The sequence below is a fragment of the Loktanella salsilacus genome (genome assembly GCF_900114485.1).
Classification (GTDB): Bacteria; Pseudomonadota; Alphaproteobacteria; order Rhodobacterales; family Rhodobacteraceae; genus Loktanella; species Loktanella salsilacus.
This window is the reverse complement of record NZ_FOTF01000001.1, coordinates 31627-53193: the sequence shown is the minus strand read 5'-3', so window position 1 is coordinate 53193 and position 21567 is coordinate 31627. Positions and strand designations below refer to the sequence as shown.

22 protein-coding genes are annotated in these 21567 nt (G+C 62.3%); 12 read left to right on the top strand and 10 right to left on the bottom strand.

Translation table 11 applies throughout. From position 1 onward, the window contains the following. Positions 1–15: 15 nt before the first annotated feature. The 9 genes from argC (at position 16) to BM131_RS00225 (ending at position 7375) form a co-directional block, all read left to right on the top strand. Entirely contained in the window at positions 16–1044 is a 1029-nt protein-coding gene (gene argC / locus BM131_RS00265; protein WP_090183954.1) for an N-acetyl-gamma-glutamyl-phosphate reductase, read from the top strand. Further along, on the top strand, positions 1041–1499 hold the full coding sequence (gene ccmE, locus BM131_RS00260; RefSeq protein WP_090183951.1) for a cytochrome c maturation protein CcmE: 459 nt from the start codon (positions 1041–1043) through the stop codon (positions 1497–1499). The genes argC and ccmE overlap by 4 nt, the downstream gene beginning before the upstream one ends. 46 nt (positions 1500–1545) lie before the next feature. Then, positions 1546–2157: a holin-associated N-acetylmuramidase gene (locus BM131_RS00255; RefSeq protein ID WP_090183949.1), complete on the top strand. Its 612-nt coding sequence runs from the start codon at positions 1546–1548 to the stop codon at positions 2155–2157. Further along, positions 2148–2687 carry a holin family protein gene (locus tag BM131_RS00250; RefSeq protein ID WP_175499109.1) on the top strand — a complete coding sequence of 180 codons (540 nt, stop codon included), beginning with the start codon at positions 2148–2150 and terminating at the stop codon, positions 2685–2687. The genes BM131_RS00255 and BM131_RS00250 overlap by 10 nt, the downstream gene beginning before the upstream one ends. A 4-nt stretch (positions 2688–2691) precedes the next feature. Continuing rightward, a complete protein-coding gene (locus BM131_RS00245) occupies positions 2692–2880 on the top strand; it encodes a hemolysin XhlA family protein (protein ID WP_090183947.1) in 189 nt (62 codons plus the stop codon). Positions 2881–2951: 71 nt separating this feature from the next. Next, a complete protein-coding gene (locus BM131_RS00240) occupies positions 2952–4919 on the top strand; it encodes a heme lyase CcmF/NrfE family subunit (protein WP_090183944.1) in 1968 nt (655 codons plus the stop codon). Then, the gene (locus BM131_RS00235; protein ID WP_090183941.1) at positions 4916–5356 is read left to right on the top strand and encodes a cytochrome c-type biogenesis protein; all 441 of its coding nucleotides are present in this window, start codon (positions 4916–4918) and stop codon (positions 5354–5356) included. The genes BM131_RS00240 and BM131_RS00235 overlap by 4 nt, the downstream gene beginning before the upstream one ends. A gap of 67 nt (positions 5357–5423) precedes the next feature. Further along, complete coding sequence (locus BM131_RS00230) at positions 5424–6200, top strand: enoyl-CoA hydratase-related protein (RefSeq protein WP_090183939.1); 777 nt, start codon at positions 5424–5426, stop codon at positions 6198–6200. A 65-nt stretch (positions 6201–6265) separates the two neighbouring features. Then, positions 6266–7375, top strand: coding sequence for an alkene reductase (locus BM131_RS00225; RefSeq protein WP_090183936.1), 1110 nt, complete (start codon positions 6266–6268; stop codon positions 7373–7375). 48 nt (positions 7376–7423) lie between these two features. Here the strand turns inward: BM131_RS00225 and BM131_RS00220 are convergent, their stop codons facing one another. From BM131_RS00220 to gltX, 3 genes are all read right to left on the bottom strand, one after another. Further along, positions 7424–7951: a DUF2087 domain-containing protein gene (locus BM131_RS00220; RefSeq protein ID WP_090183933.1), complete on the bottom strand. Its 528-nt coding sequence runs from the start codon at positions 7949–7951 to the stop codon at positions 7424–7426. Between the two features lie 244 nt (positions 7952–8195). Further along, on the bottom strand, positions 8196–9491 hold the full coding sequence (locus tag BM131_RS00215; protein WP_090183931.1) for a citrate synthase: 1296 nt from the start codon (positions 9489–9491) through the stop codon (positions 8196–8198). A 92-nt stretch (positions 9492–9583) separates the two neighbouring features. After that, positions 9584–10987 (bottom strand): glutamate--tRNA ligase, encoded by a 1404-nt coding sequence (gene gltX, locus BM131_RS00210; protein WP_090183928.1) that lies wholly within the window; start codon positions 10985–10987, stop codon positions 9584–9586. A gap of 91 nt (positions 10988–11078) precedes the next feature. Between gltX and BM131_RS00205 the strand changes: the two genes are divergently transcribed. Beyond that, positions 11079–13124 (top strand): ComEC/Rec2 family competence protein, encoded by a 2046-nt coding sequence (locus BM131_RS00205; RefSeq protein WP_090183925.1) that lies wholly within the window; start codon positions 11079–11081, stop codon positions 13122–13124. A 10-nt stretch (positions 13125–13134) separates the two neighbouring features. On the opposite strand, the gene lexA is transcribed toward BM131_RS00205, so the two are convergent. The 7 genes from lexA to BM131_RS00170 all read right to left on the bottom strand — a co-directional run bounded on the left by lexA (position 13135) and on the right by BM131_RS00170 (position 18623). Next, the gene (gene lexA, locus BM131_RS00200; RefSeq protein WP_090183923.1) at positions 13135–13833 is read right to left on the bottom strand and encodes a transcriptional repressor LexA; all 699 of its coding nucleotides are present in this window, start codon (positions 13831–13833) and stop codon (positions 13135–13137) included. 77 nt (positions 13834–13910) lie between these two features. Beyond that, the gene (locus tag BM131_RS00195; RefSeq protein WP_090183920.1) at positions 13911–15083 is read right to left on the bottom strand and encodes a molybdopterin molybdotransferase MoeA; all 1173 of its coding nucleotides are present in this window, start codon (positions 15081–15083) and stop codon (positions 13911–13913) included. Then, on the bottom strand, positions 15080–15565 hold the full coding sequence (gene moaC / locus BM131_RS00190; protein WP_090184559.1) for a cyclic pyranopterin monophosphate synthase MoaC: 486 nt from the start codon (positions 15563–15565) through the stop codon (positions 15080–15082). Before moaC ends, BM131_RS00195 begins: the two co-directional genes overlap by 4 nt. Position 15566: 1 nt before the next feature. After that, positions 15567–16379 (bottom strand): indole-3-glycerol phosphate synthase TrpC, encoded by an 813-nt coding sequence (gene trpC / locus BM131_RS00185; protein WP_090183917.1) that lies wholly within the window; start codon positions 16377–16379, stop codon positions 15567–15569. Continuing rightward, positions 16376–17032 (bottom strand): uracil-DNA glycosylase, encoded by a 657-nt coding sequence (locus BM131_RS00180; protein WP_090183914.1) that lies wholly within the window; start codon positions 17030–17032, stop codon positions 16376–16378. Before BM131_RS00180 ends, trpC begins: the two co-directional genes overlap by 4 nt. Continuing rightward, positions 17029–18045, bottom strand: coding sequence for an anthranilate phosphoribosyltransferase (gene trpD / locus BM131_RS00175; protein ID WP_090183909.1), 1017 nt, complete (start codon positions 18043–18045; stop codon positions 17029–17031). The genes BM131_RS00180 and trpD overlap by 4 nt, the downstream gene beginning before the upstream one ends. Then, positions 18042–18623 (bottom strand): anthranilate synthase component II, encoded by a 582-nt coding sequence (locus BM131_RS00170; protein ID WP_090183907.1) that lies wholly within the window; start codon positions 18621–18623, stop codon positions 18042–18044. The genes trpD and BM131_RS00170 overlap by 4 nt, the downstream gene beginning before the upstream one ends. A 168-nt stretch (positions 18624–18791) precedes the next feature. Between BM131_RS00170 and BM131_RS00165 the strand changes: the two genes are divergently transcribed. After that, complete coding sequence (locus BM131_RS00165; protein ID WP_090183904.1) at positions 18792–20321, top strand: divergent polysaccharide deacetylase family protein; 1530 nt, start codon at positions 18792–18794, stop codon at positions 20319–20321. A 10-nt stretch (positions 20322–20331) separates the two neighbouring features. Then, a complete protein-coding gene (locus BM131_RS00160) occupies positions 20332–21510 on the top strand; it encodes an aminotransferase (protein WP_090183902.1) in 1179 nt (392 codons plus the stop codon). The last annotated feature ends 57 nt before the right edge of the window (positions 21511–21567 follow it).

Below are 21567 nucleotides of genomic sequence, written 5' to 3'. Positions count from 1 at the left end.
AGGGGGACCGACCACATGACCTATAACGTCGCCATTCTGGGCGCTTCTGGCTACACTGGCGCTGAACTTGTGCGTCTGATCGCCACCCATCCATCGATGCAGATCGTCGGGCTGTCCGGCAATTCCAAGGCAGGGATGGCCATGGCCGATGTGTTCCCGCACCTGCGCCATCTGGACCTGCCGGTCCTGACCACGATCGAGGATATGGACTTTGACGGCGTCGATCTGGTGTTCTGCGCGCTGCCCCATGCGACGTCGCAACTGGTGATCAAGGACCTGCCTAAGCATCTGAAGATCGTCGATTTGTCCGCCGACTTCCGCCTGCGCGATCCGGCTGATTATGAAAAATGGTACGGCAAGCCCCATGCGGCGCTCGAAATGCAGGCAGAGGCCGTCTACGGCCTGACCGAATTTTACCGCGACGACATCAAAGGTGCGCGGCTTGTCGCTGGCACCGGCTGCAACGCGGCCACTGGCCAATACGCGCTGCGCCCGCTGATCGCGGCGGGGGTCATCGACCTTGATGATATCATCATCGACCTGCTTGCCGCTGTGTCCGGCGCTGGCCGGTCGCTGAAGGAAAACTTGCTGCACGCCGAACTGTCCGAAGGCGCGCACGCCTATTCCGCGGGTGGCACCCACCGGCACTTGGGCGAGTTCGATCAGGAGTTTTCCAAACTCGCTGGCCGCCCCGTCCACGTCCAGTTCACGCCCCATCTGATCCCCGCGAACCGCGGCATCCTTGCGACGGTATATGTCAAAGGCGACGCGCAGGTGGTTTATGACACGTTGGTTGCGGCCTATAAGGACGAGCCTTTTATCATCATGCTGCCCATGGGCCAGCACCCGTCGATCAAGCACATCCGCGCCAGCAACTTCTGCCACATCGGCGTGGTCAAAGACCGCATCGATGGGCGCTGCCAAGTGATCGCGACGCTGGATAACCTGACCAAAGGGTCCAGCGGGCAGGCGTTGCAGAACGCCAACCTGATGCTGGGTCTGCCAGAGACGGAGGGGCTAATGTTGGCCCCCGTCTTTCCGTGAGGGGCCTAAAGAAAAAGCGCCGGGTGCAGGTGCTGGCGCTGTCCGGCGTCTGCATCGCCGCGGTGCTGGGCCTGCTGGCCTTGCTGCCGGACGAGTCGTTCCAATTCTTCCGCTCGCCCTCTGAAGTCGCGGCTGATCCGCCGCGCGAGACAGAGCTGTTCCGCATCGGCGGTCTGGTCGAGGACGGGTCCATGATACGCGGCGTGGGCACAGAGGTGACGTTCAAAGTCACCGACGGCGGCGCGTCGATCCCCGTCAGCTATACCGGGATCTTGCCGGACCTATTTGCCGAAGGGCAAGGCATGGTCGGCCAGGGGCGTTACATTAACGGCACCTTTCAGGCTGTTGAAATCCTTGCGAAACATGACGAATCCTACATGCCAAAAGAGGTCGTGGATGCGTTGAAGGAACAAGGTATCTATGTGGCACCGGACGATGCGGTCGCGACCAATTAACCACAGATAGGCACGCTTCCCTTTGCAATCAAAGCAGGGGAACGGCATGCAAAGTGTCCAGCAGATCGCCGCCGACATCGTGCGGCGCGAAGGTGGCTTCGTCAACGATCCGAATGATCCGGGCGGGGCCACAAACCATGGCGTCACAATCCATACGATGCGCCGGTTGGGGCTTGATCTGACCGGCGACGGGCGGGTGGATACGGACGATGTGCGCCAGTTAACCATCGCGCAGGCGCAGGGCATCTTTATCCAACATTATTTCGATGGGCCCGGGATCGCACGGCTGCCCGGCCCGTTGCAGGCCAGCGTGTTCGACATGTATGTCAATGCCGGCAATCAAGCCGTCAAGATTTTACAACGTCTTTTCAATCAGATGCGCATCGAAGTTACAGTGGACGGCGTGATCGGGCCGCAGACTGCCCAAGCTGCGGCGCAGGCGATTGCGGCGGCCCCTGACCATCTGGTGGATGCCTACGGCATTGCGCGGCGCAACTATTACTACGGCCTTGCGGACACGCGGCCCGCCAGTCGGCGCTATGCCAGGCGCAAGGATGGGGGCAAAGGGGGATGGATCACGCGCGCAGAGGAATTCATGGCAGAGCGCTATCGTCTGACGGACGCTGCGCACCGGGCGAGGGTTGCAGCATGGGCATGATGGGCAAGGTTTTGGGCTGGTTTTTCGGGGGCGGTGGCACCCTTGTGCAGACGGTCGAAGCATTTCGCGAAAACAGCGAAAACGGCGCAGCCCGGCAGTCGGACGAAAAGCAGGCGGCGCTCGCCCAGTTTGCGGCAGAATTCCAAGGCGGACGCCCTGGTGTTTTCGACCGCGCTATCGACGGGCTGAACCGTTTGCCGCGCCCGATGCTGGCGCTGGGAACGCTGGGATTGTTTGTGGCGGCCATGGCCGATCCCGTGTGGTTTTCCAGCCGCATGGTGGGCGTTGCCCTGATACCAGAGCCGCTTTGGTGGTTAATGGGGGCGATTGTCAGCTTTTATTTCGGCGCGCGGTATCAGGTGAAAGGACAGGACTTTCAACGCTCTGCGGCGCAAACGGTCTTGATGGCGCAGGCTTTGACCGCCGAGCGATCACAAGAACCGGCAAAGCCAGCGCCGGCAGCCCCAGAGGGGGCATTTACCGATAATGCCGCATTGGCCGAGTGGTGGGGGCAATCGCGTGCAAAATGACTGGATGGACGAAATCGAGAAGCGTCTTATCGATTTGGAAACACATAACGCCGTAAACTGTGTGCACCGCGCAAATGTCGCGGATCGTCTTTTGGCGATAGAGGATATGCTGAAATGGCTAGTGCGCCTGATCATTGGTGCACTGATTGTGGGCGGGATTACCTATGTGATGCAGGGCGGTTTCCGGGTCTGAGACAATGCGGCGCACGCTGATTTGTGCGCCGCCCCGTATCCTAGCACGCCGGGATACGGTATAGCTTTGGGATGTTAATAGAACTCGCACACTTCGCCCTGATTCTTGCCTTTATCGTCGCCATTGCGCAGATGATCGTGCCCATGATTGGTGCCCAAAAAGGGTGGGCGGGCTGGATGGCATTTGCCGACCCCGCCGCCAACAGTCAGTTGATCCTGACAGGCTTTAGTTTTGCCGTATTGATGCATGCCTTTATCGTGTCCGACTTCAGCGTCGCGCTGGTCTATGGCAACAGCCACACGGACAAGCCGCTGCTGTATAAAATCAGCGGCGTCTGGGGCAACCACGAAGGATCAATGCTGCTGTGGGTGCTGATTTTGGCGCTGTTTGGGGCCAGCGCGGTCTGGTTTGGCGGCAACCTGCCCGTAACACTGAAGGCGCGCGTTTTGGCGGTGCAAGCCAGCGTTTCGGTCGCGTTTTATGCCTTTATCCTGTTCACCTCGAACCCATTTACGCGGCTGGCGCAGGCCCCGCTGAACGGGCGCGACCTGAACCCGCTGTTGCAGGACCCCGGTTTGGCATTCCATCCGCCGTTTTTGTATTTGGGCTACGTCGGGCTCAGCATGACGTTCAGCTTTGCCGTCGCCGCCTTGATCGAGGGGCGCGTTGATGCTGCTTGGGGGCGCTGGGTGCGGCCTTGGACGTTGGCGGCATGGGTTTTTCTGACAGTCGGCATCGCGCTGGGGTCCTGGTGGGCCTATTACGAATTAGGATGGGGCGGCTTCTGGTTCTGGGATCCCGTTGAAAACGCGAGCTTTATGCCGTGGTTGATTTCGGCGGCGTTGCTGCATTCCGCAATCGTGGTGGAAAAGCGCGAGACGTTGAAAAGCTGGACGATCCTGCTGGCGATCTTGGCGTTCGGCTTTTCGCTGCTGGGCACGTTTATCGTGCGGTCGGGCGTGCTGACGTCCGTCCATGCATTTGCCAATGATCCAGAGCGGGGCGTGTTTATCCTCCTGATCTTGGGCGTCTTCCTGGGCGGCTCGTTAACGCTTTATGCGGCCCGCGCAGGTGTGATGCAGGCGCAGGGCGCATTTGGCACGGTCAGCCGCGAAAGCGCGCTGGTGCTTAATAATATCCTACTCGCCGTCAGCGCTTTCGTCGTGTTTATCGGCACGATCTGGCCGCTTGTGGCAGAGCTGGCCTTTGGCCGCACACTGTCCGTCGGGCCGCCATTCTTTGACGCGGCGTTTACACCTTTCATGGTATTGCTGGCCATCGTGCTGCCGCTGGGGTCGCTGCTGGCGTGGAAACGCGGCAACTTGAACCGTGCGCGGTTGCCGCTGGCGGGGCTGGCTATTTTTGCGATGGCGATGGCTGGGTTGTTTTATGCGATCTACGCGGGTCGCTCGCTGCTTGGGCCTGCGGGCGTGCTGCTGGGCGTCTGGGTTGTGGGCGGCGCGACGCTTGACCTTTGGCTGCGGTCTGGACGTGGCAACATTGTCGAACGACTGGGCCGGATCCTGCGCCTACCGCGCGGCGACTGGGGTAAGACGGTTGCGCATGCGGGGATGGGTGTGACGATCTTTGGCGTCGCGGCGATGACCGCGTGGCAGCAAGAAGATATTCGCGTCGTCCAGATCGGCGACACATTCGAGGTGGGCGCATATAGCTTTACCCTTGATGACGTCGAACAGGTGGCCGGGCCGAACTATGCCTCGACTATGGCGACAGTGACGTCGCAGCGCGGCGATGGTCGCCCGTTTGTTCTGACACCGGAAAAACGGTTCTATCAGGTGGCGCAGATGGCTACGACTGAGGCTGCGATCACGAATGGCATCCTGCGCGATTTGTATGTCGTGATTGGCGATCCGCAGACGAACGGCGGCTATGCGATGCGCGTTTATATTAAACCATTTGCCAATTGGATTTGGGGCGGGGCGATGTTGATGGCGATTGGCGGGGTCATATCGTTAACGGATCGGCGGTTGCGGTTTGCTGTCGGCGCAAAACGTGCGGCGCAGGTGCCTGCCGAATGAAGCGTCTGATCCTGATCTTTCTGCTGCTGGCCGGGCCTGTCTTTGCGGTGCAGCCGTCGGAAATCTTATCTGATCCGGCGCTGGAATCGCGCGCGCGCGAGATTTCCGCCGGCTTGCGGTGCCCCGTTTGCCAAAACGAAAGCATCGACGAATCCAACGCGCCGATTAGCCACGAATTGCGGGTTTTGCTGCGTGAACGGCTGGTCGCGGGCGATACAGACGAACAGGTCGTGGATTTTCTGGTCGCGCGCTTTGGCGAGTTCATTTTGCTTAACCCGGACCGGCAGGGCGCGAACCTGATCCTGTGGGCCGCGGCCCCGGCGATGCTGTTGATCGCCTTGCTTGTTGGCTGGCTTACGATCCGCCGCCGCGCCCCGGCGGAACAGCAGCTGACCGAGGCCGAGCAGGCCGAGTTGGAGCGGATATTGCACTCGTGACGTGCGGTTTCGCTTTTACTTAAGGGCGGCCTCGCTACTCTGACGCAAACGTCAAAGGAGCAGGCCCATGGAATATAGTGCAATCACGGTTGATGCGCGCGACGATGTTGTCACGATCACGCTGAACCGCCCCGAAAAGATGAACGCGCTGAGCACGCAGATGCGGGCCGAAGTGACGCATGCCTTTAAGGCGGCCCCTGATATGGGGCGCGTGGCGGTTTTGACGGGTGCGGGGCGGGCGTTCTGTTCTGGCCAAGACCTAAGCGATCGGTCCAGCGGTGCGGTGTTGGATTTGGAACGCACGCTGCGGGACGAATATGTGCCGATGCTGCGGGCGATTATCGACTGCCCGATCCCCACAATTGCGGCTGTGAACGGCCCGGCGGCGGGCGCGGGTGCGAACCTTGCACTGGTGGCTGATGTGGTCATGGCCTCAACCGATGCGTATTTTGTGCAGGCCTTTGCCCGCATTGGCCTGATCCCTGACGCGGGCGGCACCTGGTTCTTGCCACGCCAGATTGGCCTTGCGCGGGCCATGGGGGCAGCGCTGTTTACGGATAAGATCACGGCCCAGCAGGCCGCCGACTGGGGCATGATCTATGAGGTGGCCGAGGCTGCTGATTTCGAAGGTCATTGGCGCGGCCGGGCGTTGCAATTGGCAACCGGCCCAACGCAAACCTACGGCCATATCAAAGCGGCGCTGCGTGCGTCCTTCGATAACTCGCTCGAGCAGCAGCTAGAACTGGAAGCGAAGCTGCAGGGCAAATGCGGTCTGACCCGTGATTTCACCGAAGGCGTCGTCGCGTTCATGGAAAAACGCCCTGCCGCGTTTCAGGGACGTTAAGGCTAAGGGGAACAACGGGCGGCCGCTGACGTTCTCTTGCGAACCTTATTTCGCAGGAGCGTGCAATGACCACTCAGACCGTCACCCGCAACGACCCGTTGTTTCAGCCCGTCAAAATGGGCAACATCGCCTTGGAAAACCGCGTACTTATGGCCCCGCTGACCCGCAACCGGGCGCAGCCCGATGGTGTGCCCGGCGATTTGGCGGCCACTTATTACCGCCAGCGCAGCAGTGCCGGCGTGATATTCACCGAGGCGACTCAGATTTCCGCGATGGGCAAAGGGTATTTGGACACGCCCGGTATCCACACAGAGCAGCAAGCGCATGCGTGGAAAGAGATCACGGATGCTGTCCACGCCGAGGGCGGCAAGATTATCATCCAGCTCTGGCATGTGGGCCGGATCAGCCATGTGTCCTTGCTGCCGGACGGTGCCCAGCCCGTGTCATCGACGGACAAGGCGGCGGACGGCCAGACCTTTACCGCCAACGGGTTCGAGGACTGCTCTAAACCCGTTGCGCTGACCATTGAGGGCATCAAAGCCACGGTGGAAGATTACCGCGAGGCGGCGCGTCTGGCGAAAGTAGCCGGCTTTGACGGGATCGAAGTGCACGCGGCCAACGGCTATCTGATCGACCAGTTTTTGCAGGACGGCGTGAACGATCGCACCGACGCTTACGGCGGTGACATTCACAACCGAATGCGTTTCCTGACCGAAGTGCTGGACGCGGTCGCGGACCATTTCAAACCTTCCGAAACAGGTGTGCGTCTGTCGCCGCTTGGGCAGGCCAATGATATGTCTGACAGCGATCCAGAAGGGCATTTTTCGGAAATCTACAAAATGCTGAACGGTTATCAGCTGGCATTTTTGCACGTCGTCGAAGCCTTTCCCGGAAGCGATGACAGCGCAGGGCGCGATCTGCTGGCACGGATGCGGGGCCACTATAACGGCTTTTACATCGCGAACGGCGGATATGACGCAAAGCTTGCGCGAGAGGCGATTGAAAGCGGCCACGCCGAGGCGGTGACCTTTGGCCGCGACTTTATCGCGAACCCCGATCTGCCAAAGCGCTTTGCACTGGATGCAAAGCTGAATGAGCCGGATCAAAGCACATTCTACGGCGGCGGGGCAAAGGGTTACACCGATTACCCCACGCTGGAAGAGGTGGAGGCATAAGCCCCCTTAACTTTGAAACGCCCCGGCCGTGACGGGGCGTTTCGCGTTTTACACCTTCGACATGGCGCGTTCGGACAGGGCCTTAATCACAGCGCGTTCCTCGGCGTCGGGGCTGCGGCCAATCCGGCGATAGGTTGCGCCATCGACCGTGCGCGTGGCCATTTTATGCTCGATCAGGCAGCGGCGCAGCAGCACATGATCGCCAAAGACCTCATTGGCCTTTAGGACCGCGTTAACTTCGTTTTCAGTCATATCGGCGCGGTCCGGCAGACGGGTCCAGAACCACGCCAGACAAAGCCGCTGCACGCTGGTTTTCAGGGGCCACCGCGTCATGCGGGCAGAATCGTCAAAGACGGCAAGCGCCCCTTTCACCCGGTTCAACGCCTGTTTGTCGAGGGCGGGCAGGGGCGGCGGCTGGCTGGCTTTCAGGTGTTGATGATTGCGATAACCTGCGGCCTGCGCGATCAGGCCAAGGGCCTGCGTCTGCGTGACATCGCTGCTGGGCCAATGGCCGCGCAGTTGGGTCGCAAATTGCGAAAGATCGTCGATCACAAGCGGGATCGGGGACCGGGACATGGTTCCTCCAGTTCTTGACGCATGGGATGGGTCGAGAGCCGCCCTTGTCGATCGCAGCGTCACTGGCTGAACGGTCAAAGGTTGTATGACAGGTTTAGCATGGCCTTGCGGCCGGCGGCGTCTGGGCATCCTGTCGCCCATGCTGCCTTGATAGGCGCAAGGCGGGCGATCAGGCAAGGTAGAATGTACGAAAAAAGCCACGACCTTTCGGCCGTGGCTTTGATTTTCGTCCGGAAAACGGGACTTAGCGCTTTTCGATATCGACGTAATCGCGCTCTGTCTCGCCCATATAGAGCTGACGGGGACGGCCGATTTTCAGCTGCGGATCGGACAGCTGTTCCTGCCACTGCGACACCCAGCCGATGGTGCGGGACACGGCAAAGATCGGCGTGAACATCGAAGTGGGGAAGCCCATCGCCTCTAGGATGATGCCCGAATAGAAGTCGACGTTCGGGAACAGCTTCTTCTCGGAGAAGTACGGATCCTCCAGCGCGGCTTTTTCCAGCGCCTTGGCGACCTTCAACGTCTCGTTGTTCTCGATACCAAGCAGGTCCAGAACCTCGTCTGCGGATTCCTTCATCACGGTCGCGCGCGGGTCGAAGTTTTTGTAAACGCGGTGACCAAAGCCCATCAGACGGAACGGATCGTTCTTGTCTTTGGCCTTTGCAATGAATTCAGGAATGCGGTCCACGGTGCCGATTTCGCGCAGCATTTCCAAGCAGGCTTGGTTCGCACCGCCGTGGGCAGGGCCCCACAGGCAGGCGATGCCAGCGGCGACGCAGGCAAACGGGTTCGCACCCGAAGACGACGCCAGACGCACGGTCGAGGTGGATGCGTTCTGCTCGTGGTCGGCATGCAGGGTAAAGATGCGGTCCATGGCGCGGGCCAGGATCGGATCGACGTTATACTGCTGTGCCGGCACGCTGAAACACATGTGCAAGAAGTTCGACGCGTAATCCAGATCGTTGCGCGGATACACGAACGGCTGGCCGACGTGGTACTTAAACGCGCTGGCAGCAATCGTTGGCATCTTGGCGATCAGACGGAACGCGGCGATTTCGCGCTGCTTTGGATCGTGGATGTCGGTGCTGTCGTGATAGAACGCGGACATCGCGCCAACAACGCCAACCATGATCGCCATCGGGTGCGCATCGCGGCGGAAACCGCGGAAGAACATCATCATCTGCTCGTGCAGCATCGTGTGGTGCGTGACCAGATATTCGAACTCTTCCAGCTGCTCTGCGTTAGGCAGTTCGCCGTTCAGCAGCAGATAGCAGACTTCAAGGTAGTGGGAATGTTCTGCAAGCTGATCAATGGGATAGCCGCGGTGCTGCAGCTCGCCTTTGTCGCCGTCGATAAAGGTAATCGTGCTTTCCGTCGACGCTGTGGACGTGAAGCCGGGATCGTAGGTGAACACTCCCGCTTGCGCGTAAAGCTTGCGAATATCGATAACGTCTGGACCAGCGGTCGGCGTCAAAATTGGCAAGTCATAGGTCTGCCCGTCAATGGTCAGCGTCGCAGTCTTGGAAGTGTCGGCCATGTGAGTCCCTTATGTCTACGACGACCGTTATGGCGCCGCGTATCTTCAGTTTTCTGCCTGTGTGACGCAAAAGCGTAACTGAAACGTAACGATCAGGCAGAGACGGCCCGTAGCCGAGACAAGGTTTCATCCCGTCCAAGGACCAGCATCATGTCGAAGACACTAGGAGAGACCGACCGACCGGCAAGGGCAGCGCGAAGCGGTCCTGCAAGCTTGCCCAGTTTTGTATCCCGGGCGGTCGCAAAGGCGGCAACAGCCTCCTCCAGCGTTGTACGGTCCCAATTAACATTTTGCAGGTGCGGCGTCAATTCCGTGAAATATTGCTGCGCTGTGGCATCCAACAGGCCGGCCGCTTTTTCGTCCGGCACGATGGGGGTGTCAGCCAGAACAAAGTGCGCCTTTTCAATGACATCGGGGAATGTTTTGGCGCGCTCTTTCAGGTGCGGCATGGCGGCCAGCATGTCCTTTTGCTGACGTTCGGTTAGCGGCAAAGCGCCCGTCGCCGTCAGATAGGATTCCAATTCTTGCAGCAGTGCAGCATCGTCCATCACGGCCATATGTTGCCCGCAGATATGCTCTAGCTTTTTCAGATCAAACCGGGCGGGGGATTTGCCGATGCCGTCCAGATCAAACCACTCTTGCGCCTGCGCATCGGTGAAAAACTCGTCGTCGCCGTGGCTCCACCCCAAGCGCGCAAGGTAGTTGCGCATGCCAGCGGCGGGGAAGCCCATTTTTTGGTAGTCGGCGGCGGCGGTTGCGCCGTGACGCTTGGACAGCTTTTTGCCATCCGCGCCAAAGATCAGCGGGATGTGGGACAGCACGGGCTTGGGCCAGCCCATGGCGTCGTAAATCATGTTCTGGCGGAAGGCGTTCGACAAATGGTCATCGCCGCGAATGACATGGGTCACGCCCATATCGTGATCGTCCACCACCACGGCCAGCATATAGACCGGCGTGCCGTCGGACCGCAGCAGGATCATGTCGTCCAGCTGGTCATTCGACCAGGTCACATCGCCCTGCACTGCGTCAGTCAAAGTGGTCGATCCGTCGCGCGGTGCCTTCAGGCGCACGGCATGGGGGGCGTCTGGGTGATCCGACTCTGCCACATCGCGCCAAGGCGAGCGGAACAGCGTGGATTCCTTATTCTCGCGGGCATTTTCGCGAAAGACTTCGATTTCTTCTGGCGTGCTAAAGCATTTGAACGCCTTGCCAGCGGTCAGCATCTGATGCGCAACCTCGGCGTGGCGATCCGCGCGGGTGGCTTGGCTGATCGGCTCGCCGTCCCAATCCAGCCCCAGCCAGCGCAGACCGTCTAGGATGATCTGGGTGTTCTCGGGATTGGACCGCGCGACGTCCGTATCCTCGATCCGCAGCAGGAACGTGCCGCCGTGGCCGCGTGCATAAAGCCAGTTGAACAGCGCCGTGCGCGCCCCGCCGATGTGCAGCGCGCCGGTTGGGGATGGGGCAAAGCGGGTCACGGGGGGCGTTGGGGACATGGAAATTAACCTTTGATAAACCTTGAGAGCGCAGGGTCAGCGCGTTGGATGTCGGGATAGGCAAAGCGGGGGGCAGAAACAAGTGCAAGCGATGCTGCGCGATGCCTTGCTGGCGCAGCGGGGCGGGCTGATTGGCTGGTTGCCGGTCTGCCTGAGTATCGGCATCGGGACATATTTCGCCCTGCGCTTTGAACCGGGACCGGTGATCTGGTGGTCGGTTGCGGCGCTGGGGCTTGCGCTGGTGATCGCGGCACGTGTCGTTGCGGTGGCCCTGCGGCCCGTGTGCCTTGGCCTTGCGCTGATCTGCGCGGGGGCGGGATTGGCCAAACTGGAAACCCTGCGCATGACGGCCCCTGTGCTGGGCTTTCGCTACTACGGCCCCGTGGAAGGGCGCGTCGTCAATATTGACCGCTCCAGCTCTGACGCGGTGCGGCTGACGCTTGACCGGGTGCGACTGGACCGCATGGACCCCGCCCGCACGCCCGGTCGGGTCCGCGTGTCGCTTCATGGGGACCAGCCATTGCAAAACTGGCGGCCAGGAGATGTCTTGATCCTGACCGCCCATCTGTCGCCCCCCGCAGGCCCGGCAGAACCCGGCGGCTTTGATTTCCGCCGTTTTGCGTGGTTCGAAGGGCTGGGCGCCGTTGGCTATACCCGCACTCCGGTTTTGCGCCTGACAGACCCCGCCGGCGGCTGGCCCCTGCGGGTATTCACAACGCGGATGGCAATTTCGCGCGCTGTGCAGGCCCATCTCCCGGGAGAGGTCGGTGCCTTTGCTGCCGCTGTCGTGACTGGCGATCGATCAGGTATGGGGCAAGGCAGCCTGTCGGCGCTGCGCGCGTCCAATCTGGCACATTTGCTGGCGATCTCTGGCCTACATATGGGGCTGCTGACCGGGTTTATCTTTATGGTGATCCGCAGCGGCTTGTCACTTTGGCCTGCACTTGCGCTGCGGCTACCGGTGAAAAAGATCGCAGCCGTCTGCGCCTTGATCGCGGGGGCAGGGTATCTGCTGCTCTCGGGCGGGAATGTTGCGACCGAACGGGCCTATATCATGGTCGCGGTCATGTTGGTTGCCGTGCTTTTGGACCGCCGCGCGCTGACCTTGCGGGGCGTGGCCTTGGCCGCGACGCTGGTGCTGGTTTTGCATCCAGAGGCGCTGACCGGGCCGGGGTTCCAGATGTCCTTTGCTGCCACCACGGCGCTGGTCGTCGTGTTCCGCCTTTTGCGAGGTATCCACTTGGGGCCGCGCTGGTTCAAGCCAGTGGCCTCGGTCATCATATCTTCTGCCGTTGCGGGTGCGGCGACGGCCCCCTTTGCGGCCGCGCATTTCAACCAGATTTCGCACTATGGGTTGATCGCTAATCTGGTCAGCGTGCCGCTGATGGGCATTCTGGTCATGCCCGCCGCCGTGCTTGCGGCCTGCCTTGCCCCCTTTGGTCTGGCGGGGGCGGGCCTGTGGCTGATGGGGCTTGGCCTGCGCTGGATCTTGTTGGTCGCGAACACGGTGGCGGGGTGGGACGGCGCGCTGAGCCATGTGAAATCGCCGGGACCATGGGTGCTGCCTTGCCTGACGCTGGGCCTGCTGTGGCTGATCCTGTGGCAGGGGCGGGCCCGGCTGGCCGGGACGATTGGTATTGCGGCGGCTTTGGTCCTGTGGATCCAGACCCCAAGGCCTGCGGTGCTGATTGCGGACAGTGGCGGGTTGGTCGGGGCGATGGGGCCAGACGGGCGCGCCTTGTCCACGGCCACCGGCGACGGGTTCGTCGCGGGTATCTGGCTCGAGAATGACGGAGGCCCAGTCCCGCAAGACGTCGCAGCCAATCGCCCCGGTCTGATCCCGGCGCCACGCGGCGCAACAGTACAGATGGGTCAGCACAATATAACGCTGGTGCGGGGCAAGACCGCGCTGGCGCAAATGCAGGGATGCGGCGGCGCTGATATCCTGATCAGCAATCAGACAGACGCTGGACTGCGCCCCTGTCTGGTGCTGGATGTCGCGGCTTTGCGCAAGACGGGGGCCATCGCACTGGACTTGGACGATGCAGGCCGCCTGATCGTCACGACCGCAAGTCAGATCACAGGGCGCAGACCTTGGGTCGAAACCGCGCCTATGATCATCGCACCGCTGGAATAGCCGCGCAGACCTAGTAGGTGCGGATCAGCCCGACCAAGCGGCCTTGCACCTTGACCTGATCGTCGCGGTAAATCCGCGTCTCGTAAGCTGGGTTCGCAGCCTCAAGAGAGATGGAGGAGCCATTACGCCGGAACGTCTTAAGCGTCGCTTCTTGGTCTTCGACCAGTGCCACAACGATATCGCCGTTATTCGCAGTCGTGGTTTCACGGATCACAACAACGTCGCCGTCATTGATCCCGGCCTCGATCATCGAATCGCCGCGCACTTCTAGGGCATAGTGTTCGCCCCGGCCCAGCATCGACTGCGGTACGGCAACGGAGTGGGACACTTCTGAAATAGCGGCAATTGGCACACCAGCGGCAATACGGCCCATGACGTTCAATTCCACCGCTGCGATGGTGATCACAGGCTGGGCTGCGGCGGGCAGGCTGTCGGGGCGGTCGCCGTCGATCACCTTGGGGCTAAAGCCGCCGCGTGCATGTTTTTCCGCCATAGCATCGGGCAGTTTGACGATTTCCAAGGCACGCGCCCGGTGGGCAAGGCGGCGGATAAAGCCGCGTTCCTCAAGGGCTGTAATCAGGCGGTGGATGCCCGATTTGGATTTCAGATCCAGCGCTTCCTTCATCTCGTCAAAGCTGGGCGGGACGCCGTCGCGTTGCACACGGGTATGGATGAAATTCAGAAGGTCGAGCTGTTTCTTGGTCAGCATGTCGGGCCTAACAATCAGGGGGCGCGGAAATGCGCTTCACCTTATGTTCTGCACATGTTCCCCTTTTGTGTCAAGTCTTAGATCGCGATAATCTCGATCCGGTCACCGGGCAGGCGGGGTCCGTCGCCGGGCGCGCGCACAGCCAGCGCGTTGGCCTGTGATAGCACGGACAGCAGCGCGGAATCTTGCCGTTCGAACACCGTGACCTGACCTGAATCAACACGGGCGCGCATGTAGTGTTCGCGCGGCCCGTTGTCGGTCAGCGGCTGCGTCAGCTCGGCCTTGGTGCGCGGCGCGGGCCCGGCGGGAAGGCCGAGCATGACGCGCAGGACTGGCAGGATGAAGATATGCCCGCAAACCATTGCAGACACAGGATTTCCGGGTAGTCCGATCATGGCCGCATCGCCGATGCGTCCCGCCATCAGCGGCTTGCCTGGGCGCATTGCGACCTTGTAAAACGCCCGGTCCATGCCCTGCGCGCTGGCCGCAGCGCCAACCAGATCGTGATCGCCCACGGATGCGCCGCCGATGGTGACGATCAGGTCCGCCCCGCGTGCCAATTCAAACGCCAGCGCAAGGCTTTCGTGCGTATCCTTGGCGATCGGCAGCATCCGTGTGATTGCGCCATGTTGGGCCAGCAAGGCCGCAAGACCATAGCTGTTCGAGGCGATGATTTGATCGGGGCCGGGGGCCTCTCCGGGCTGCACCAGCTCGTCGCCCGTGGCGATGATCGCGACCACAGGTTTGCGCGTCACGGGGACGGCGGCGATGTTCATGGACGCCATCAGGGCGATGTCATTGGGGCCAATCAGACGCGGCGCATCCAATGTGCTGCCTGCGGCGAAATCGTTGCCAGCGGGGCGCACGTAGGGGTTTGTATCAAGGTTGTCCTTCAGCGTGATCACATCACCGCTGCGGTCCACATCCTCTTGAATAATAACGCGGTCAGTGCCGGCCGGCAGGGGTGCGCCGGTGAAGATACGCACGGCTTGGCCTGCGGCCACAGTGCCATCGAAGCGGTGCCCAGCAGCGGATTCGCCGATAACGGTAAAACGCGCGCCCGGCGCGGCCTGCGCGGCTGCCACGGCGTAGCCATCCATGGCAGAGGCGGCAAAGGGCGGCTGGCTGCGCTGCGCAGCCACGCTGCGGGCCAGCACACGGCCATGGGCTTCGCGCAGCGGGACGTCTTCGACGTCCAAAGGCGAGACGAGGGCGAAAAGCGCGTCCAGCGCCTGCGCGACGCTGATCATGCGGCGGTAAAGCGGCCGGACTTGCCGCCGTCTTTTAATGTGACGCGGATGCCGCCGATAACCATATCCTTTTGCACGGCTTTCACCATGTCGTGCACAGTCAGCGCGGCAACCGACACGGCTGTCAGGGCCTCCATCTCGACCCCGGTTTGGCCGGTGGTCTTAACCGTTGCGCTGATGCGCACACCGGGCAGGTCTGGATCACAGGTCAGGTCGAGCGATACCTTGGTAATCGGCAGCGGGTGGCATAGCGGGATCAGATCGGCGCAGCGTTTCGCGCCCATGATGCCCGCCAGACGGGCGGTGCCCAACACGTCGCCCTTGGCGGCGCGGCCTTCCATGACCAGCGCCAGCGTGTCCGCCGTCATGGTGATATGCCCCTCGGCCACGGCGATGCGGGACGTGACGGGCTTGTCCGACACGTCGACCATATGTGCGCGGCCTTGGTCGTCAAAGTGGGACAGGGTGTTATCGGCGGCCATCTTAAAAGCCACCGGGATTGACGGGGCTGGACAGCAAGGCCTTTGTCGCGGCCGCAACATCGTCTTGCCGCATCAGGCTTTCGCCGATCAGGAAACAGCGCGCGCCATAGCGGGCCAAGTCGCCCAGATCGTCAGGGCCGGTCAGGCCGCTTTCCGACACGATGGTTTTGCCGACAGGGACATGCTTGGACAGGCTGCGCGTGACATCAAGGCTGGTTTCAAAGCTGCGCAGATCGCGGTTGTTGATGCCCAGCAGGACGGCGTCGAGTTGGGCGGCGCGGTCAAGCTCTTCGCGGTCGTGGACTTCGACCAGAACGTCCATATTCCAAGCGGCGGCGGCCTCTTCCAGCTCTTTCGCCTGCGCGTCGGACACGCTGGCCATGATGATCAGGATCGCGTCCGCGCCCCAGGCGCGGGCCTGTGCGACTTGGTAGGGGTCATACATGAAATCTTTGCGCAGCACGGGCAGTTCGCACGCCTCGCGGGCCGCGATCAGGTATTCGGGTGCCCCTTGAAAGGACGGCGCGTCGGTCAGCACTGACAGGCAGGCTGCGCCGCCGTCCTCGTAGGCGGCGGCAATCGCGGCGGGATCAAAGTCGGCGCGGATCAAACCCTTTGACGGGCTGGCCTTTTTCACCTCTGCGATCAGGCCGTAGCCATCGCGAGCGGCGGCTTGCAGTGCTTTGGTAAAGCCGCGCACGGGGCTGGCGTCCCGGGCCTGCGCCTCGATCGCCTCTTGCGGGATCGCCTCCTTGGCGGCGGCGATCTCCTCTAGTTTATAGGCTTTGATCTTGTCGAGGATGGTATCGGTCATTTGGTGCCTGCCCAGTCGATTGGTGCTTGTCCCCGCTGTGTAAGCCACGCGTTGACGGTTGAAAATGGCCGCGCGCCGAAAAAGCCGCGGCGGGCGGACAGTGGCGACGGGTGTGCGGTTTGGATCACAAGGTCAGCAGGGCGATCTGGCGCAAATCCGTGGGCATGTGCGCCCCACAGCAGATAGGCGCGAGGGCGGTCGCCAAGGCGGGCGATGACCTGCCGCGTGAGGCGGTCCCAGCCAAGGCGGGCATGACCGCCAGCCTTGCCCTGCGGCACGCTCAGCGCAGTGTTCAGCAAAAGCACACCTTGATCTGCCCAATCGGACAGGTCCGTTTGTTCGCGTGATACATGAAGATCGCTCTGTAACTCTTTGAAAATGTTTCCAAGACTATCTAGCCTTCCGCCGAAATCCTGCGGGATTGAAAAAGCCAAGCCATCCGCCTTGCCCGGCGTGTGATAGGGGTCTTGGCCTAGGATCACGACCTTTGTGGCGTCTGGCTGGGTGCGTTCCAATGCGGCGAACATCGCGCTGGGGGGCGGCAGGATAGGCCGGGGATCAACGTCGATCGCGGCGGCGATCTGCGCGCCCTCATTCTGCCAGAACGGCAGGTCGGCCCAAGCGCCAAGGCGGGACAGATCGAAGCCTGTCACTTGGCCGATGTGATACGCGCGACGGCGTCCACGGCGGCCTTGGCGTTGCCGCTGTCGATGCTTTCAGCCGCCATGGCTGCGCCGTCTTTCAGCGTTGCGGCCTTGCCTGCGACGTGCAGGGCTGCGGCGGCGTTGAGCAAGGTCGCGTCGCGGTAGGCGCTCGCCTCGCCCTCCAGCAAGGCGCGGAAGGCAGCTGCGTTATCCTCTGGCGTGCCGCCGACGATGGCGGCGAAGTCGTGGACGGGCAGGCCTGCATCCTCTGGATGGACTTCGCGTTCGGTGATGGCGCCGTCTTTCAGCGCGGCCACCCAGCTGATGCCAGAAATTGCCAGCTCGTCCGTGCCGTCCGATCCGTGGACCAGCCATGCCGCGTCAGAGCCGAGGTTGAGCAGCACCTCTGCCATGGGGCGGATCAGGTCGCGGCGATAGGTGCCGGTTAGTTGGCGTTTGACGCCCGCAGGATTTGTCAGTGGTCCCAAAATGTTAAAGATCGTTCTTGCACCAAGTTCTGCGCGCACCGGGCCGACGTGGGCCATGGCGGGGTGGAACATCGGGGCCATCATGAAACCGATCCCGGCCTCGTTCATGCAGCGCTCAACCACATCTGCGCCGACCATGACATTGACGCCCATGGCGGTTTGCACATCGGCGGTGCCGGATTTGGACGAAAGGTTGCGGTTGCCGTGCTTGGCGACGGGCTGTCCCGCGCCAGCGACGACATAGGCGGTCGCGGTCGAGATATTCAGCGTATGCTTGCCGTCGCCCCCGGTGCCGACGATATCCATCGCATCCGCAGGCGCACGCACGGGCACGCATTTGGCCCGCATCACGGCGGCGGCGGCGGCGTATTCGTCCACCGTTTCGCCGCGGGTGCGCAGGGCCATCAGAAAGCCGCCGATTTGGGCGGGGGTCGCGTCACCGGCGAACAGGATGGCAAAGGCTGCCTCGGCCTGTGCGCGGGTTAGCGGGCCGTCGGCGGCGGCGTTGATCAGCGGCTTGAGTGCGTCGCTCATGCCGGGACCGCCGCGATATCAAGGAAGTTTTGCAACAACTGGTGGCCGTGTTCGGACCGGATGCTTTCGGGGTGAAATTGCACGCCTTGGATCGGCAGCGTGCGGTGCTGCAGGCCCATGATGGTCCCGTCGGTTAGCTCTGCCGTGACTTCAAGGTCTGCAGGCAGGGTGGCGCGGTCCACGACAAGGCTGTGATAGCGGGTGGCCAGAAACGGATTGGGCAGGCCGCGAAACACGCCTTGGTTGGTGTGATGCATCTCGCCCATCTTGCCGTGCACAATTTCATGGCAGCGCACGATATTGCCGCCAAAGGCCTCTCCAATCGTTTGGTGGCCAAGGCAGACGCCCAGCAGCGGGGTGCGGGTTTCGGCAGCAGCGTGCGTCAGGGCCAGGCAGATGCCAGCCTGCGCAGGTGCTTTGGGGCCGGGGGACAGCACGATGGCAGAGGGTTTCAGCGCCATTGCGGCCTGCACGTCGATCGCGTCATTGCGGTGCACGACCACATCCGCGCCCAGATCGCCCAGATAATGGACCAGATTATAGGTGAAACTGTCGTAGTTATCGATAAGCAGGATCATGCGGGTGCCGGTCTTGGGTGAATTAGGGGCTACCGAAGCCCGGACGGGTCACGGTATAGTTGCCCTCGATATGGGGCAGGACGCAGGCAGGCGTCAAGGCCGCTGGCCGAATCCGGCAGGGGTACGGCCACCAAACGGGCAGACAAGACAGGCAAGGGCAGTATACTTATGGCATTTCTGAAAGGCGCCTTCTGGGGTGTAGTCATCGGCGGGGCCGGTGCGGCCGTTGTGTCGGTCATGGCGCCGCAGCCCGCTGGCGTGACGCCGCCGCAGGCACCCTTGGTCGTGCTGGACGACGCGCCGCAGATGGCGCCTGCAAATACGGATGCCCTGCCGCAGGTCGCCGGGGTGGATGCGCCCACAGCGCCTGCGCCCGTGGATGCCTTGACCGCGCCGGATGCCGCGCCCGATGATGCGCCCGGCGCTGAAAATGATGCACTGGCCGCGCCCTTGGCCGCTGATGCGCCTGCTGCGCCCGTGGCCCCTGATGTGCCCGTGGCGGCTTTGGCGACAGAGCCAAGCGGCGATGAGCCCGTGTTTCCCAACCCGCAAAGCATGCCGCCGCAACTGCCCGACGCCGAGGCTGATATTATCGTCGATGCCACCGCCGATACGCCGGTGATCGTGGTGACGCCGGACGCTGACGCGCCTTTGATCATCGTCGAAGAAGAACCTGCGCCAGAGGCTGTTGCCGAGCTGCCGGAAGCGCCACAGGCTGAGATGCCTGAGGTTGCTGACACCGCCGAAGCCGAGGCCGCGCCTGAAATCGCGCCAGAGGATATGCCTGCGCAGATCGAGGCTGCACCAGAGGCGCAAAGCGCTGAAGCCGCGCCGCTTGTGATCGACACGCCGCCCGCAGCGCAGCCTGCGCCAAAGGCCGACCTGCCTGCGGTCGTGACGATTATCGACACGCCCTCTACCGGATTGCCCGGCGGCACCGGCAACGTCGTCATCCGTCGCCCCGGCTTAGATCAGGCAGAGCCTGAGGTGGTCGATCCCGCGCCAGAGCCAGAGGTCACGGATGCGATGCCTGCCTTGATCCGCTACGGCGCGTTTTTCGATAACGCGGCTGACCTTCCGCTGATGTCGGTGGTGTTGATCGACGACGGCATCATGTCCGACGGCGCGCGCGCCTTGGCGGATGTGCCGTTTCCGGTCACCGTGTTGCTGGACCCTTCGGCGGTGGGCGCGTCCGAACGCATGGAAGCCTATGCCGCGGCGGGGATCGAAATCGGCGCGTTGGTGTCCTTGCCCGACGGCGGCACCAGCAATGACGCCGCGATTGCGCTAGAGGGTACATTTGATGCGCTGCCCCGCGCAGTGGTGCTGGTCGCGACCGAAGATCACCCGATCCCGTCCCAAAGCGATATCACCGGACGGATCATGGATGCGCTGTCAGATGACGGACGCGGTCTGCTGATGCCGGACGGCGGGCTGAATTCGACTTTGCGCGCGGCAGCGGCTGCGGACGTGCGCGCCGCCACGATTTATCGTGATCTGGACGGTAACGGGCAGGACGCGCGGGTCATTCGCCGCTTTATCGATCAAGCGGCGTTCCGGGCGCGGCAACAGCCGGGTGTCGTGCTGCTCGGCCGGATCCGGCCAGAGACGATTTCGGCGCTGATCTTGTGGGGCACGGCGAACCGGGCAGGGCAGGTGGCGCTGGCACCGCTGTCCACCACGCTCTTGGCACAATAGGATGACCACTATGCGCAAGCTGCCCCGGACCGAGATGACGTTTTCCCCCCCGGTGATGGAGGCGCGGCGCTGGCTGGACGGTGTCACGCATCCGGCAGATCGGCCTTTGATTAACGTCTCGCAGGCAGCGCCCGTTGATGCGCCGCCGCAACCGATGCTAGAGGCGATGGCGCAGATCGTGCTGACCGATCCGTCCGCGCATCTGTATGGCCCGGTGCTGGGTTTGCCAGACTTGCGGGCAGAGGTCGCGGCGCGGTGGTCGCGCGATTATGCAGGCACGGTGACGCCTGCGCAGGTGGCGATCACCTCTGGCTGCAACCAAGCCTTTGCCGCCGCGATTTCAACGCTATGCGCTGAAGGGGACGAGGTGATCCTGCCGGTGCCTTATTATTTCAACCACGCGATGTGGCTGGATATGGCGGGCGCTGTGACCGTGCCGCTGCAGGCGGGCGCGGGGCTGATCCCAAGCGCTGCGGATGCTGAAGCGCTGATCACCGAGCGCACCCGCGCGATCGTCTTGGTAAGCCCCAATAACCCCGGCGGCGTGGAATATCCCGCAGCGACGCTGTCTGCGTTCCGCGATCTGTGCCGCAGCAGGGGCATCGCGCTGATCGTGGACGAGACCTATCGCGATTTCGATGCACGCAGCGGTGTCGTGCACGATCTGTTCACCGACCCCGATTGGGACGACACGCTGATCCAGCTTTACAGCTTTTCCAAAGCCTACCGCCTGACAGGCCACCGCGTTGGCGCGATCACGGCGTCGCAGGCGCGTCTGGCAGAGGTGGAAAAGTTTCTGGATACGGTCGCGATCTGCCCCAACCAGCTGGGTCAGCGCGCTGCGCTTTGGGGAATGCGGAACCTAGATCAGTGGCTGGCAGGAGAGCGGGACGAGATCCTTGACCGCCGCGCTGCGATCATCGACCATTTCCCGCAACTGGCTGAAAAGGGATGGAAAATTTTGGGCTGCGGGGCCTATTTCGCCTATCTACAGCATCCCTTTGACATCGCCTCGGACGATCTGGCGCAGCGGCTGGTGGCGGGCGCGGGTATCTTATGCCTGCCCGGCACGATGTTCCGCCCGGCCTCCGATCCGGCTGGCCCGCGCGAGCTGCGCATCGCCTTTGCCAATATCGACCGCGCCGGTGTCGCGGAATTGTTCGGCCGGCTGGCTGCTTACACCCCCTGACACGCCGCGCGGCCCTTGCACGTAGGCGGGCAGCAACTTATGCAGTCGCGACGATTA

Bases quoted from the DNA above. Each gene is read 5' to 3' on its own strand.
- argC (WP_090183954.1), top strand. From the start codon at position 16: ATGACCTATAACGTCGCCATTCTGGGCGCTTCTGGCTACACTGGCGCT.
- BM131_RS00255 (WP_090183949.1), top strand. From the start codon at position 1,546: ATGCAAAGTGTCCAGCAGATCGCCGCCGACATCGTGCGGCGCGAAGGT.
- BM131_RS00250 (WP_175499109.1), top strand. From the start codon at position 2,148: ATGGGCATGATGGGCAAGGTTTTGGGCTGGTTTTTCGGGGGCGGTGGC.
- BM131_RS00245 (WP_090183947.1), top strand. From the start codon at position 2,692: ATGGACGAAATCGAGAAGCGTCTTATCGATTTGGAAACACATAACGCC.
- BM131_RS00240 (WP_090183944.1), top strand. From the start codon at position 2,952: ATGTTAATAGAACTCGCACACTTCGCCCTGATTCTTGCCTTTATCGTC.
- BM131_RS00235 (WP_090183941.1), top strand. From the start codon at position 4,916: ATGAAGCGTCTGATCCTGATCTTTCTGCTGCTGGCCGGGCCTGTCTTT.
- BM131_RS00230 (WP_090183939.1), top strand. From the start codon at position 5,424: ATGGAATATAGTGCAATCACGGTTGATGCGCGCGACGATGTTGTCACG.
- BM131_RS00225 (WP_090183936.1), top strand. From the start codon at position 6,266: ATGACCACTCAGACCGTCACCCGCAACGACCCGTTGTTTCAGCCCGTC.
- BM131_RS00220 (WP_090183933.1), bottom strand. From the start codon at position 7,951: ATGTCCCGGTCCCCGATCCCGCTTGTGATCGACGATCTTTCGCAATTT.
- BM131_RS00215 (WP_090183931.1), bottom strand. From the start codon at position 9,491: ATGGCCGACACTTCCAAGACTGCGACGCTGACCATTGACGGGCAGACC.
- gltX (WP_090183928.1), bottom strand. From the start codon at position 10,987: ATGTCCCCAACGCCCCCCGTGACCCGCTTTGCCCCATCCCCAACCGGC.
- BM131_RS00205 (WP_090183925.1), top strand. From the start codon at position 11,079: ATGCTGCGCGATGCCTTGCTGGCGCAGCGGGGCGGGCTGATTGGCTGG.
- lexA (WP_090183923.1), bottom strand. From the start codon at position 13,833: ATGCTGACCAAGAAACAGCTCGACCTTCTGAATTTCATCCATACCCGT.
- BM131_RS00195 (WP_090183920.1), bottom strand. From the start codon at position 15,083: ATGATCAGCGTCGCGCAGGCGCTGGACGCGCTTTTCGCCCTCGTCTCG.
- moaC (WP_090184559.1), bottom strand. From the start codon at position 15,565: ATGGCCGCCGATAACACCCTGTCCCACTTTGACGACCAAGGCCGCGCA.
- trpC (WP_090183917.1), bottom strand. From the start codon at position 16,379: ATGACCGATACCATCCTCGACAAGATCAAAGCCTATAAACTAGAGGAG.
- trpD (WP_090183909.1), bottom strand. From the start codon at position 18,045: ATGAGCGACGCACTCAAGCCGCTGATCAACGCCGCCGCCGACGGCCCG.
- BM131_RS00170 (WP_090183907.1), bottom strand. From the start codon at position 18,623: ATGATCCTGCTTATCGATAACTACGACAGTTTCACCTATAATCTGGTC.
- BM131_RS00165 (WP_090183904.1), top strand. From the start codon at position 18,792: ATGGCATTTCTGAAAGGCGCCTTCTGGGGTGTAGTCATCGGCGGGGCC.
- BM131_RS00160 (WP_090183902.1), top strand. From the start codon at position 20,332: ATGCGCAAGCTGCCCCGGACCGAGATGACGTTTTCCCCCCCGGTGATG.